Below are 12,346 nucleotides of genomic sequence, written 5' to 3'. Positions count from 1 at the left end.
GGATCCAGTGGGCACGCGAACAGTGCGCCCGCGCACTGACCCCCGCCCTGGCCGGCGCAGCCGCCTGACCCTCCGGCCCCGCAGCCAGCAGGCTGCCCTCAGCTGAGCCGCCCGATCGACGGCGAACCACCAGACAGCAAATGCGCGTCAGCGCGAGCGTCTGCGCGCGTGACCGAGTCCTTGAACGCCACAGGGGCACCGGCCGCGTTAGCCTGGATTGGAGACATTGAAGGCGGCGAGCTGCCATGGCCTTGATGCTGACCATTTTGTTGATCATCGCGGTAGCCGGGCTGGTTTCGAGCACCCGGATCATCCGCCAGTACGAACGCGGTCTGATCTTCCGGTTCGGACGTCTGCGCCCGGCGACCCGCGGGCCCGGCCTGGCCCTGATCGTGCCCGGCATCGACCGGATGCAGAAGGTCAACCTGCAGATCATCACGATGCCGGTGCCGGCGCAGGACGGCATCACCCGCGACAACGTCACCGTCAAGGTGGACGCGGTGGTGTACTTCCGTGTCATCGACCCCGTCCGGGCCGCGGTGAGCGTGCAGGACTACATGTTCGCCGTCCTCCAGGTGGCGCAGACGTCGCTGCGTTCCATCATCGGCAAGAGCGACCTCGACGAGTTGCTGACCAACCGCGAGCGGCTCAACCAGGGCCTGGAACTCATGATCGACAGCCCGGCGGTCGACTGGGGCGTCCACATCGACCGGGTGGAGATCAAGGACGTGTCGCTGCCGGAGTCGATGAAGCGCTCGATGTCCCGGCAGGCCGAGGCCGAGCGCGAGCGGCGCGCCCGGGTCATCACCGCGGACGGCGAGCTGCAGGCGTCGCGCAAGCTCGCCGACGCCGCGGCCACGATGGGCCAGACGCCGACCGCGCTGCAACTGCGGCTGCTGGAGACGGTGGTCGAGGTGGCGGCCGAGAAGAACTCCACGGTGGTGCTGCCGTTCCCGGTCGAGCTGCTGCGCTTCCTGGAGCGGCAGCCGGAGCCGGCGCAGATCCCGGCCGAGCTGCTGCAGGCGGGCCCGCACGACCATCTTCACCATCGATCGCAGGAACCGGCCGGGCGAGCCGGCACACGCGGCTGAGTGGTGATCTGGATCTGCGGCGGCGACGTCGTCATCGGCTGTAGTGCCGGGCCGCCGTCCGGTCGTTGTGGTCACGTGCCCGCGGGACTCGCCGGACGTTGTAGGTGCCGGGCGCCGGCTGCCGGGCGCCCGGGTGCGCCGGCAGCAGGCCGAGCACGTCGACGAGTTCGGTGACTTCGAGGCGTTGCCGGGCCGAGTCGAGGCCGGGCCGGTCGCAATGGCCGAGGTCCGGCGCGGCGAGCCGGACCGTCTGCATGCGGACGCGACGTGCTCCGGCGAGTCCGCCGGCGGCATCGGCACCGACGTACAGGCACTCGTCGGGCCGCACCCGCAGTTGCAGACTTGCTCGCAGGTAGAACGCCGGATCCGGTTGGGCGACACCGATCTCGGCCGAGAAGAGCGCCGCGTCGACGTGCGCGGCGACGGGCAGGTCAGGGAAGATCTCCGGAAGCTCCGGCGCGCAGTCGGCGAGCACTGCCGTGGCGAACCCGCGGTGGCGCAGGGCGGCCAGCACCGTCACCGCATCGTCCCGGAAGCGGATGTCGGCGCGGACCGCGCGCAGGCGCGCGGCGGCAGCCGCACCGAGCTGTTCCGGAGTCGGTTCCAGGCCCAGGTTCGCCGCCGACCGGGCGAGCATCCGGTACACGTCACGGCATGGGCCGACGGCCCGCTCCCTGGAGGTCCGGTCCAGTTCGGCGGCCAGTCTGCCCGGGTCGCACCGCAACTGCGCCGCGACCAGGTCATGGCCGGGCCCCGGCGAGGTGACGAGCGTGAGGGTCCCGAAGAAGTCGAAGATGACGGCACGGACGTTGCGTCTCGGCGCGGCCCAGTCAACGCTGCGCATCGGACTCCTCACACAGACCACACGAAGAGCCACGATCAACCGACGTTGATGCCTACCCGGACGGGCTCGACATCCAACGATGTATCAGATTGCTGAATTTCGCAACTCGTCACCTTGGGTATCGGCCCGCGTCCGTGGACGCCGGCCGAGGTCGAGGGCGATGTCGATGGGTTCGGGGTTGCCCTGTGGCAGACGTGGGAGGACACCCACGGCGGCGAGGCCGTCGCGAACGTCCAGCAGGTCGACCAGTTCCCGCCCGCCCCGACCAGCGGGCTGGTCAGGATCACCGACGACGCCTATCCGACCGGGCTCCCGCCGTGGCGGTACACCTCGGTCTTCGTCCTGCCCGACGGCACCCGCTGCGAGACCACCGACCGGCTGTTCCCGGCCGACCGCCGGGTCGTGGTCGGCGACGCCACCGCCGTGCACTACTCGCGCTGGCACCCCTGCTCGAACTTCCAGCGGGCCGACCGGCCGCGCGCCGATGTGGCCACCACGCTCGGCTGGGGCGCCAGCATGCTGTTCGTCGGCCTGTCGTCTTCGCCGCGCTGACCGGGTATGCCCGCGCCCGCTCCACCGACCCGGAGACCGCCCGGGAGACCGGCCCCGACGGCCACGGGCCGGCCGAGCCCGCGCGGCGGCTCCCGGGCTGGCGCCCCTGACGGCGGCCCGGCCGCGATGCCACGACGACCATCGCTCGCCGCAACCGGATCGGTGACCGGTAGGCACCGGCCTCGCCATCACTGAGCCGCCGAGCCCGGACAGGTTCCGCCGCACGAGCCAGGCGCACTAGCCGACCGGGTCGCCGCCGCCGCCACTCGCGCCGCCCGGGTCGCCGTCGGTGAGGGCTACCACCCGGGGATTCGGATCGCCGTCGGTTTCGTGGCTCGGATCGCTGGCGTACCCGGAGCCGCTGGACGCAACCGACAACGCCAGCGCGACCAGCACCGCGCTGGCGAGCCGTCTCGTATGCACCATGTTGATCTCCTCGATGCGTTGACAGGTGACTCTACGGCCTGGCCCTTTCGCGTCCCGGGAAGTGTCGGAAGCTTCGCTCAACGACGGCGCGCGAGCCCTCACGAGCATCAGCCCGCAGAAGTACCTCGCGCGGTCAGGGTGCGGCGGCGGCCGAGTCGCGGCAGCGGTCGGCCGCGCCCGGGTCGCCGACCGTCTCGAACGCCTCGGCCGCACGCGCGTAGACCTGCCGGCTCTCGCCCGCCCGGCCCTGCTGGGCCAGCGTGGCCGCGAGCGCCTCCAGGCCGACGAGCGTACCGTCGCGGCGGCGCCGCGTCATCACCGGCTCGCGGCGGACCGGTGCCGCCGCCGCGAATCGCCGTGACCACACCCATGCGGTCCGTCACGCCGGTGGCGGGCCGAAAGGCTGTGGCGATGTCATGGATCAGAAGCTGGCCGTACGGCCGTTGACATCCCGCGGCGCGGCGGCGACAGTCGTGATCTTCACTGTTCGATCTCCACCGTCCGGTGGATGCACGGGGGAACGAGACGCGATGACGATGCCTGCCCGGACGGCGATCGCTGCCGTGCTCGTCGGGGTGCTGCTCGGCGTGTCCGGTTGCGGTCTGCGCGTCCCCGGCGCCGACGGCGACCTGGTCGACGACTGGCAGCCGATGGCGACGCCGACGTTCGACCTGCCCAGCGTCGGGACGTGCCTGGACAGCCCGTCGAAGACGCCGTTCGACCCGGCCTTCGTGCGGGCCGCGCCGATCGAGTGCGACCGCGGGCACACGCTCGAGGTCGTGCTGGTCGGCACGGTCGAGGGCAACGCCGCGCAGGCGTCCGAGCCGCCCGCGGCGGGCAGCGAGGCGTTCCAGGCGGCGTATGCGGCCTGCGGCAAGGCGGCCAGTGACTACGCCGGGGGCGACTGGCACACCGGCATGCTCGGCATCAACGTGCAGATGCCGACCCGGACACCGTGGGCGGGCGGCCTGCGCTCCTACGTCTGCTCGATCTTCGCGTTGAGCAGCGCCTACGGCGTGATGTCCTTCAGCTCCGCGTCGCTGAAGGGTTCGCTGGCCGGGGACGCGCCGAAGGCGATCCGCTGCCTGGAGGTCGTCGGCAACAAGGCGTCCGACGGCTGGTGGGACCGGCTCTCCGCGCTGACCCCGATCGACTGCGCGCAGCCGCACGAGGCCGAGTTCGTCGGCACCGTCCAGGTCGGCGTCGGCGTCGGCGGCGCACTCCCCGCCGACGACCTGCTGGAGAAGTGGACGACCGACGCCTGCTGGCCCCTGGTGGCCAGGTTCATGGGCCTCACCGAGGCCCAGTTCGACGCCCGCGACGACGTCGGGCTCGCCTGGGACGGCATGGACAAGTTGCAGTGGGACGCCGGCGACCGCTACCAGCGCTGCTTCGCCCTGTTCGACCCGGGCAAGAAGGCCCGCGCCTCGATCAAGGGACTCGGCAAGAAGCCGCTACCGGTCTGACAGGGGCCGGCGGCCCGGTGCGTTCAGCGCGGTGACCGCCGCCTTGAGCTCAACCTAGGTTGAGGTTCTACGGTCCACGGGTGTCACCGGAGCCGATCGCGCACCCGAAAGACCTGCTCACCGTCGGCGAGGTCACCGCCCGCACCGGGGTGGCCCCGTCCGCCCTGCGGTTCTACGAGGCCGAGGGGCTCATCACGGCCGAGCGCAACCGCGGCAACCAGCGGCTGTACCGGCGGCACATGCTGCGTCGCATCTCGCTCATCCTCGCGGCCAGGCGGCTCGGCATCCCGCTCGCCGACGTCGCGGAGATCTTCACCACCCTGCCCGCCGACGACGCGCCGAGCCACCGGGACTGGGTGCGGGTGTCACGGTTGTGGAAGCGCCAGCTCGAGGACCGGCGACGGTACATCATGAATCTCGAACGCCAGCTCACCGCCTGCATCGGGTGCGGCTGTCTCTCGATGCGATCGTGTGACCTGCTCAACCCGGACGACCGGCTTCGTGCGCGCGGAGTGGGACCGGTCCGTCTCGACGAGTCGGGCGGGCGGGACGGTCCGGCGTGAGCTCAGGCCAGGGCGCCGTCGTGGAGCTGCGGCGGCAGGGCCGCTACGAACGCGTGGTCGCCCGGAACGTGCCCGACCCTCGCGGCCCCGCCGGGAGCGCCGATCGAGGTGAAGAACTCGGCGTTGACGGCGGTGTAGACGCTGAACTCGGCGGGCAGGTCGTCCTCGAAGTAGATGGCCTCGACCGGGCAGACCGGCTCGCAGGCGCCGCAGTCGACGCACTCGTCAGGTTGCACGTAGAGCATCCGGTCGCCCTCGTAGATGCAGTCGATCGGGCATTCGTCGACGCATGCCTTGTCCATCAGGTCCACGCACGGCAACGCGATCACGTAGGTCATGCCGCGGAGACTAGGAGCTCAACCGCACTTGAGCGCAAGTCCGAAGCGGGCCCCGGGGCCGCCCTCGCGTGGAGGACGGCCCCGGGGCTGCTGTGCGGTCGGATCAGGCGACGCTCTTCCACGGGCCGTACTGGTCACCCGGGGCCTGGTTGCGCGTCCACCACTGGGCGACGTACTTCTTGCCCTGGTAGACGACGGTGTCTCCGGTGGTGAAGATGCGCGACGGGGTCCAGACGGCGGTACCGTCCGGGGCCGTCACGATCTGCTGCCACGGGCCGTACGGGTCACCCGGGGCCTGGTTCTGGGTCCACCAGGTCGCCTGCCACGTCGAACCCTGGTAGGAGACCTTGTCGCCGGTGTTGTACACCTTCGAGGCGCTCCAGGCCGGCGCGACCGGCGTCACCGGCGCGTTCAGCCCGACGACGACCGGGTTGTGGTCCGCCGCCGCGAACGGGTCGCTGCCGTTGAACAGCAGCGTGACGTTGTAGTTGTAGCGGCTGTAGGAGTAGGCGACCGCCTCCTGGGCGTTGATCTGCCACACGTCGGCCCCGGTGACCATCGCGCGCGCGGCCGGGTTGGCCAGCACGTGGTCGAGCGAGCCCAGCAGGCCGTTGTAGGCGTACGTCGAGCCCGACGGGTCGAGCGCGGAGCCGAGGTCGGTGTAGCCGTTGGTGTACAGCACCTGCATCGGGTCCTCCTGCGTGTAGGCGTTGAAGTCGCCGACCAGGAAGATCCGGTTCGTGCCCAGGCTCGCCGCCACCTGCGTGGCGAACGCGCTCGTGTCCTGCGCCTGACGCACCCGGGTCGCGTTGAACCAGCCCTGGTTCACCGCGGGCGAGGACGTGTTCTCGGTGTCGCCGTCGTACAGCGGGGTGCCGCTGCCCTTCGACTTCCAGTGGTTGGCGACGACCAGGAACGCGTCGGCGTCGGTCGCGCCGGCCTTCTTGAAGCCCTGGGCCAGCGGCTGGCGGGCGATCGAGAACGGCTGGCCGGGGCCCGAGTGACCGGTGAGCACCACCGACCCGCCGACGAGCGCGACATCCGCCGGCTTGTAGATGAGCGCCGTACGGATCACGTCCTGCTCGGACAGCGGCGGCAGCTTGTCGTCGGCCGGCGACGGCACGTACGCCCACACCGTCGAACCGGCGGCGGCGTTGAGCGCGTCGACGAGCTGGGCGAGCGCGGCGTCGCGGGTCTTGCCGAACTTCGCCGAGTTCTCGACCTCCTCCAGGGACACGATGCTGGCACCGAGCCGGTTGATGCCGGTGACGATCTTCGCCTGCTGCCGCTGGAAGTTGGCGTCGTTGGCGGCGCCGCGCACGCCGGGGCTGTTGCCGGGGCCGGTGCACCTGTCCACGGCGATGCGGTTGCCGGCCCGGTCGGTGAAGTAGGTGCACGTGCCGAATCCGTTGGCGACGTACGTCTCCCCGGTCGTGGGGAAGTAGTTCTGGACGTTGAACGTGGCCAGGCGGACGTTACCGCCGACGGCGGCCGGCTGCTGGTTCCCGGCGCGGGCGTCGGAGAAGGTCGCGACCGCGGCCCCGTCGTCGGTCACCTGCCGGACCGGCTGGAAGTTCCACAGCGAGAACCGGTACTCGAGGATCACCGGCTGGTTGAACGTGACCTTCGAGCCGACGCTGACGGCGTGGCCCGGCGTGAGCCACGGCAGCGGCTGGCCGGTGTTCGCGCTACCGCTGTAGTTCCAGCTCGCGCCGTCGTCCAGGGTCACCATCCGGGCGGCGTTCTCGGCGACCACGGCCTGGGCCTGGGCGCTGCCGGGAGGCCCGGCGTCGGTGGGCTGGCGCAGCGGCGTGTCACCGGCGGCGAGGGTGAAGGAGCCGTACCAGTTCGTGTCGTAGTTGTCCGACACGGTGAAGTCGCCCTGGGGCAGGATCAGCTCGCCCTCGTGCGCCTCCTTCTGGGCGTCCGTCGTGAGGGAGGCCCACGGGATCACGCCCGGCACGACGGGGGGCAGCGGGTTGGCGAGCTTCGTGACCGCCGGGAAGGCGATCTCGGTCAGGCCCTGGTACTCCTGGACGGTGCCGGTGACCCGCACGCTGTCGCCGATGCTGACCTGGCCGGCCGAGGCCGAGCCGAACACGAAGATCGCGTCGGAGGCGCCCGGCGTGGCGTCGTCCGCCTCGCCGCCGCCGGCGCCGCCGGTCTCCAGGAAGAAGCCGTTGAATCCGCCGGTGGTGTAGGTGGCGGTCACGACGCCCTCGGTCGTCACCTCCCGGTTGGCGTACGGCGACGTGTCGGTGTTCGTGCCCTGGATGGCGGCGATCGACAGGACCGTCGTGGCGGACGTGACGTTGAAGCTGAACGACGCCGAGGCGCTCGCGCCCTTCGAGTCGGTCGCGGTGACCGTCACCGACGACGTGCCGGCCGCGGTCGGGGTGCCCGTGACGACCCCGTCCTCGGAGATCGCCAGGCCCGCGGGCAGGCCGGTCGCGGTCCAGGTGTACGGCGGGGTGCCGCCCGTGGCGGCGAGGGTCAACGGCGCGATCGCGGTGCCGATCGTCGCGTTGCGGGTGCCGGGGTCCGTCACCGTGACGGGAGTCGTGCCGCCGTCGGACGCCGCGTTCTGCGGCGCCGGGGTGGCGGTGTGGAAGTCGGCGGCGTTGTTGTCCGTGTCCGTGCCGGCCGCGTCACGCTGGTAGCTCAGGACGAGCGAGTTGCCGGTCGCGGCGGAACCCTCCGGGGAGTTGCTGGTCCCCCAGCCGATCTTGTCGATGACGGCGCTGTCGGTGGGAAGCACACCGGAGGCGCTGGCCGCGATGTAGAGCGTGCCACCGCCCGCGCCCGGGTTGATGCTGGTGCCGGTGTTCAGGTCCGGCGTGGGCAGCGGTTCGCCGGGGTTGGTGGCGGCGCCGTTGCTCGGCAGTTGGATGAGGAAGTGGCCGTGCGCGGCCACCGTCCCCGACAGTGCGAACACCTGCGAACCGCTCGGCACGACGGTGCTCGTGGGCGCGCGGTACTGCAGGGTGTTGCCGCCGAGCGGGATGGCGTTCGACGTCGGGTTGTAGAGCTCGACGAACTTGTTGAGGTAGCTGGCGCCGGACGAGCCGCCGTTGACGTACGCCTCGCTGATGACCAGCGCAGTTCCGGCGGGATTCGCGGACGCCGGGCCGGCGAGTAACGGGCCGGCCAATCCGGCTGTGGACAAGGACAAGACGAGGGTGACTCGCCAGACGAACGCACGGGACATAGACCCGACCTCCAGGTGAGATGGTTCGGCTCCGGTACCTGCGGGCCGATCTACGGACGCTAGGCGCCAGACTTCGACCTGTCGGCGGACGAAGGCTGAACGGCGTGTGACACCCTAAGGCAACTTCGCGGAATTGACGCCGGTGGTAGGGACTGTGCAAGGGCCCCGGCAACGATGTGTCCAGGCGTTCGCGGCGGATCTGGGCTGGCCGGGCGGGGACTGTCAACTTCCCGGCTCTGGCGGCGAGCGAGGCGTGCGCGGCGGTGTGCACGACGGCCGCGACCAGGTTGGGGGCGCCCGGCGTCCGGCCGAGCCAGGGCGGCGGCACTGTCCGCGACCGGGTGGGTTCCGAGTTCGGCGGACCGCCCGGGCGGAGGCACCTCCCGGGCGGGTCACGGCCCTACGCCACGCAGCAGACCAATCGGCGCTCAGGTCCGCCTTCGACGCGTCCCAATTCCCAGCGGCGCATTCGCGGACCGCACCGGACGGGCGCCATGTGTTTGTCCGGGCGGACCGCCGGGCACGGGAAAAGTCGTCAGTGATGCCGAGCAGCGCCGGCGGCCGGTCGGCGTTGCGGGCGTGGCGGCGATTGGCGGCGACGTTGCTCGCGCCGGCTCTGCGGGCGCGCCGACGGCGGCGTTTCGGAGGGCGGCCACGACCGGTGGGCCGGTGCCATTGCGGAGCCGGGACCCGGTCTTTGTCGTCGGTGACGTCGCGGACCCGGTGGGTCCTGTTCTCGATTGGCCCGGCGCCCGCGGACGCAATCGGCCGGCCGCCACGGTGGAGCGGCGTTTCGGCGCTTCGAGCCGGCGCCGGCGGCGCCGGATCCGGATCGCCGGCGCGGCGGCGGGGAACGCGATGCCGGTGCAGGTCTCGCGCTGGCCGTGACCGCGGTCGGCGACCGGCACGAGCGGTGACCACGGTGCCGGCCGAACGGATCCGGGCCACGCTGAAACAGCGCATCGCCGACACCGCCCCGGCCACTGGCACCGATCCGATTCGCCGGATCCACGCATTCTTCGGCAACCGCACCGGCGAACCAGGCTCCACCCGGGTTACGGGCAACGTTTCGGATCATGGGCCCATCACCAGTGGTCGTTTCTCAGGTTGATAAGAACGACCAGCGTCAATAAAAATGTCTATTGCCTGGTTCCTTGAACGATGCGGCCACAGATCTTTTGCGTGTCGCGCCCAGGATTCCTGAGCGAGTTTCCGGCCCGACCGCGCCGAGGCGCTCACGAATGTGCGCGCCACGGGCCGCGCGCAAGCGACGGAGGCCGGCGTCGAGGAACCGATCGAAGCCCATTCCGCCGACGGCCGAGGAAGTCGTCCGCGCCGAGCGGCTCGACCAGGCTCCCCACCGGCGTCAGTGTCCTTGCGGTGAACGGCACCCGGCGGTCCGGCGCCCGATCGTGCGCGCCTCGCGATCCGCCCCCGGCGGCCACGCCGCTGGGTCTTGCGCACGACCGGGAGGCCGTGCAAACTGATCGTAAAGATCGATTCCGTTCGAATCCCTTGCCCCGTCCCCGGCGCAGAATCCGGACCACCTCCGCCCCGGAAGGGCCGCGAGCCGCCGCCATGGACGGGCCACCGCCCGGCATTCATCACCGGCGCCGGATCGCCACGAAACCGTGTACGCCACATGAATAGTTGTATCCGGAGTCAGCCCCCGGTCCTGCTGTGCATATCGTGCACAGCAGGACGGTGAAGAGATGGTGGATACCCCACAATCAACATGCTAGTGTGCGCCCCGACGGCCGATCCCAATGATCGACTGTCGCCAATCTTGTCGTCGGGAGGTGAATCACATGCTCAGCTTCTCCGGCCAGATCGGGACCACGGCCACCGGCGGCCTGACCGTCACGGTCGCTCCGGGTGCCTCCACCACCTGCGGCGGCGGTAACTGCTGCTGCACCAGCTGCTGTTCGTGGTAGTGGCCAACCCACACCACGCCAACCAGTGAAGGGAACCAGCCATGCTCAGCTTCTCCGGCCAGATCGGGACCACGGCCACCGGCGGCCTGACCGTCACGGTCGCTCCGGGCGCCTCCACCACCTGCGGCGGCGGCAACTGCTGCTGCAGCAGCTGCTGCTCCTGGTGATCCGGCCCTAGCCGGTCACTCCTCCCTGTCCGCACTCGTATCGGAGTGAGATGCCCTACCGCCGTACCAGGGAAGAAGTCGAGGAAGCGCTCAAGGACCACGACTACCTCCGGGCGGTCGGCAGCTTCGCGATGCAGCACACCATCGTTTCGATCTATTCGTCATCCACGGTCGTCCGGACTCCAGACTCTGTGGTGCGGGGTCGATGGGCGACCGGGGATGACGCCTTCGCCGGCGAGGAGCTGCTTCTCAACTACCGCACGGACAACGCCCGGCTGGGCTTCCAGATGGGCATCGGCCGGTTCTACGAAGCGGATGCGGTCCTGTCCTCCTGCCACGCCGACCTCGAAGAGGATCTGCGTGACGTCATCGAGCTGCCGGCCGCGAAACCCATCCGCACGGGCCTGACCGCGGTGGTCACCGAGCGGCGCAGCACGCGCGCGTTCACCGGCGAGCCGATCTCGATGGCAGACCTGTCGGCGTTGCTGTTCCACTGCCAGGGGAGCACCGGAAGCCTGCCCTACGGCAATCCGGCCGACCCGCACGGCGTGATCCGGCTGCGCACCGTCGCGTCGGGTGGCGGGCTGTATCCGGTGACGTTGTACGTGCACGCCTTCAACGTGGCGGGGCTCGCACCGGGCGCGTACGAGTACCTGCCGCACGCCCACGGGCTTTCGCCGGTCGCGGCGCATCCGGAGCTGCCTGCGGCGCAGGTGCTGCGCTCCCCCGATCTGGACGTCGAGCGCAGCGGGTTCGCGCTGACCTTCGTTTACAACCTCTACGACAACTCGCGCAAGTACGGCGACGGCGGCGTGGTGTTCGGGCTCATCGAGGTCGGCGCCATCCTGCAGAACCTGCACCTGGCCCGGACCGCGCTCGGCCTGGCCGGGTGCGACCAGGGCGGCTACGACAAGCAGATCATCGAGAAGATGCTGGACCTGGACGGCCTGACCAGCCACGTCGTGCACGTCACCATGGTCGGGCAGGGAGAGTAGTCAGTGAGCGAAGACGAGCACATGGTGGACAGCTACCGGCTGGCGAGCACGGCGCGCCTGGTCGAGGACGGCGCCGGGCGGTTCCGCATCCGCACCGGGGTGTGGAACTTCGAGGAGGCGGTGATCGACGTCAGCCGCGAATCGCCGGCGGTGGCGGCCACCGTCCGCGCCGCGCTGCGCGCCGCGGCGACCGGGCCGGTCCGCGTCGCCGACCACCTGGATCCGGGGCTGCTGCCGATCGAGTCGGCCAACATCGAGCGCCTCTTCGCCGACCTGGCCCAGGCCGGACTGTTCGTGCCCGCCCGCGACCGCGACAGCCAGGACGCGGTGACCGCGGCGCTGCTGGGCCGGATGGTCTCGCCCTACCCCGGGGACGGTGAGCCGCCGAGCGGTGAGGTCGCCTTCCTGTCGGACTCCGCCGCGGCGACGGCACAGGCCGAGCACCTGGCGGCGGGGATGCGCCTGCGGCTGGCACCGCTCGCACCCGAGACGGTGGAGCACCTGTCGACCGCCGACCTCACCTCCCGGATCGACGGGCTGGCCACCGAGCAGGCCGTGGCCGACCTGACGCCGGCGCTGACCGGTTCGGCGGCGCTGGTGACGTGCCTGCAGCGGCCGTCGTTGCCGCTGCTGCGCAACATCAACCGCGTGCTCGAGAGCCGTGACGTGCCCTGGGTGTGTGCGTTCATCGACGGGCCGTTCGTGTCCGTGGTGGGCATGAAGTCCCCGCACACCGGCTGCTTCGAGTGCTTCGAGCAGCGC

General features: G+C 70.9%; 14 protein-coding genes. 8 read left to right on the top strand and 6 right to left on the bottom strand.

The features are described from left to right. The first annotated feature begins 254 nt into the window (after window positions 1-254). Window positions 255-1,091: a slipin family protein gene (locus tag IEZ31_RS25325; RefSeq protein ID WP_444542471.1), complete on the top strand. Its 837-nt coding sequence runs from the start codon at window positions 255-257 to the stop codon at window positions 1,089-1,091. A gap of 31 nt (window positions 1,092-1,122) precedes the next feature. Here IEZ31_RS25325 and IEZ31_RS25320 read toward each other — a convergent pair whose 3' ends face one another. Continuing rightward, a complete protein-coding gene (locus tag IEZ31_RS25320) occupies window positions 1,123-1,935 on the bottom strand; it encodes an HAD family hydrolase (RefSeq protein ID WP_190252451.1) in 813 nt (270 codons plus the stop codon). A 114-nt stretch (window positions 1,936-2,049) separates the two neighbouring features. Between IEZ31_RS25320 and IEZ31_RS25315 the strand changes: the two genes are divergently transcribed. Continuing rightward, window positions 2,050-2,487, top strand: coding sequence for a hypothetical protein (locus tag IEZ31_RS25315; RefSeq protein WP_190252450.1), 438 nt, complete (start codon window positions 2,050-2,052; stop codon window positions 2,485-2,487). A 237-nt stretch (window positions 2,488-2,724) separates the two neighbouring features. On the opposite strand, the gene IEZ31_RS25310 is transcribed toward IEZ31_RS25315, so the two are convergent. Together IEZ31_RS25310 and IEZ31_RS25305 are read right to left on the bottom strand one after the other, a co-directional pair. Further along, window positions 2,725-2,913, bottom strand: a complete 189-nt coding sequence (locus IEZ31_RS25310; RefSeq protein WP_190252449.1) for a hypothetical protein — start codon at window positions 2,911-2,913, stop codon at window positions 2,725-2,727. Window positions 2,914-3,046: 133 nt separating this feature from the next. Next, a complete protein-coding gene (locus tag IEZ31_RS25305; RefSeq protein WP_190252448.1) occupies window positions 3,047-3,280 on the bottom strand; it encodes a hypothetical protein in 234 nt (77 codons plus the stop codon). Between the two features lie 163 nt (window positions 3,281-3,443). Here IEZ31_RS25305 and IEZ31_RS25300 point away from each other — a divergent pair, with 163 nt between their 5' ends. Continuing rightward, window positions 3,444-4,379, top strand: coding sequence for a septum formation family protein (locus IEZ31_RS25300; RefSeq protein ID WP_190252447.1), 936 nt, complete (start codon window positions 3,444-3,446; stop codon window positions 4,377-4,379). Between the two features lie 80 nt (window positions 4,380-4,459). Next, complete coding sequence (gene soxR / locus IEZ31_RS25295; protein WP_229835829.1) at window positions 4,460-4,942, top strand: redox-sensitive transcriptional activator SoxR; 483 nt, start codon at window positions 4,460-4,462, stop codon at window positions 4,940-4,942. Between the two features lie 2 nt (window positions 4,943-4,944). Here the strand turns inward: soxR and fdxA are convergent, their stop codons facing one another. Both fdxA and IEZ31_RS25285 read right to left on the bottom strand, forming a co-directional pair. Beyond that, a complete protein-coding gene (fdxA, locus tag IEZ31_RS25290; RefSeq protein WP_190252446.1) occupies window positions 4,945-5,280 on the bottom strand; it encodes a ferredoxin in 336 nt (111 codons plus the stop codon). Between the two features lie 103 nt (window positions 5,281-5,383). Then, window positions 5,384-8,488: an ExeM/NucH family extracellular endonuclease gene (locus IEZ31_RS25285; RefSeq protein WP_190252445.1), complete on the bottom strand. Its 3,105-nt coding sequence runs from the start codon at window positions 8,486-8,488 to the stop codon at window positions 5,384-5,386. A 913-nt stretch (window positions 8,489-9,401) separates the two neighbouring features. Here IEZ31_RS25285 and IEZ31_RS59430 point away from each other — a divergent pair. Further along, the gene (locus tag IEZ31_RS59430) at window positions 9,402-9,599 is read left to right on the top strand and encodes a hypothetical protein (protein ID WP_190252444.1); all 198 of its coding nucleotides are present in this window, start codon (window positions 9,402-9,404) and stop codon (window positions 9,597-9,599) included. Between the two features lie 693 nt (window positions 9,600-10,292). On the opposite strand, the gene IEZ31_RS25275 is transcribed toward IEZ31_RS59430, so the two are convergent. Beyond that, the gene (locus tag IEZ31_RS25275) at window positions 10,293-10,439 is read right to left on the bottom strand and encodes a hypothetical protein (RefSeq protein ID WP_190252443.1); all 147 of its coding nucleotides are present in this window, start codon (window positions 10,437-10,439) and stop codon (window positions 10,293-10,295) included. A 24-nt stretch (window positions 10,440-10,463) separates the two neighbouring features. Here IEZ31_RS25275 and IEZ31_RS58235 point away from each other — a divergent pair, with 24 nt between their 5' ends. From IEZ31_RS58235 to IEZ31_RS25265, 3 genes are all read left to right on the top strand, one after another. Then, complete coding sequence (locus tag IEZ31_RS58235; protein WP_259857470.1) at window positions 10,464-10,589, top strand: hypothetical protein; 126 nt, start codon at window positions 10,464-10,466, stop codon at window positions 10,587-10,589. 50 nt (window positions 10,590-10,639) lie between these two features. Next, window positions 10,640-11,584 (top strand): SagB/ThcOx family dehydrogenase, encoded by a 945-nt coding sequence (locus tag IEZ31_RS25270; RefSeq protein ID WP_190252442.1) that lies wholly within the window; start codon window positions 10,640-10,642, stop codon window positions 11,582-11,584. Between the two features lie 3 nt (window positions 11,585-11,587). After that, the coding region (locus IEZ31_RS25265; protein WP_190252441.1) for a hypothetical protein at window positions 11,588-12,346 on the top strand (759 nt) is incomplete at its 3' end.

The organism is Dactylosporangium sucinum (genome assembly GCF_014647515.1).
GTDB classification, from domain to species: Bacteria; Actinomycetota; Actinomycetes; order Mycobacteriales; family Micromonosporaceae; genus Dactylosporangium; species Dactylosporangium sucinum.
Note: the sequence above shows the minus strand (reverse complement) of the source record. Positions and strands in the feature narration are given on the sequence as shown.

What these genes read in the sequence shown, in the direction of transcription:
- IEZ31_RS25325 (WP_444542471.1), top strand. Translation starts at nt 255, where the DNA reads ATGCTGACCATTTTGTTGATCATCGCGGTAGCCGGGCTGGTTTCGAGC.
- IEZ31_RS25320 (WP_190252451.1), bottom strand. Translation starts at nt 1,935, where the DNA reads ATGCGCAGCGTTGACTGGGCCGCGCCGAGACGCAACGTCCGTGCCGTC.
- IEZ31_RS25310 (WP_190252449.1), bottom strand. Translation starts at nt 2,913, where the DNA reads ATGGTGCATACGAGACGGCTCGCCAGCGCGGTGCTGGTCGCGCTGGCG.
- IEZ31_RS25300 (WP_190252447.1), top strand. Translation starts at nt 3,444, where the DNA reads ATGACGATGCCTGCCCGGACGGCGATCGCTGCCGTGCTCGTCGGGGTG.
- fdxA (WP_190252446.1), bottom strand. Translation starts at nt 5,280, where the DNA reads ATGACCTACGTGATCGCGTTGCCGTGCGTGGACCTGATGGACAAGGCA.
- IEZ31_RS25285 (WP_190252445.1), bottom strand. Translation starts at nt 8,488, where the DNA reads ATGTCCCGTGCGTTCGTCTGGCGAGTCACCCTCGTCTTGTCCTTGTCC.
- IEZ31_RS58235 (WP_259857470.1), top strand. Translation starts at nt 10,464, where the DNA reads ATGCTCAGCTTCTCCGGCCAGATCGGGACCACGGCCACCGGCGGCCTG.
- IEZ31_RS25270 (WP_190252442.1), top strand. Translation starts at nt 10,640, where the DNA reads ATGCCCTACCGCCGTACCAGGGAAGAAGTCGAGGAAGCGCTCAAGGAC.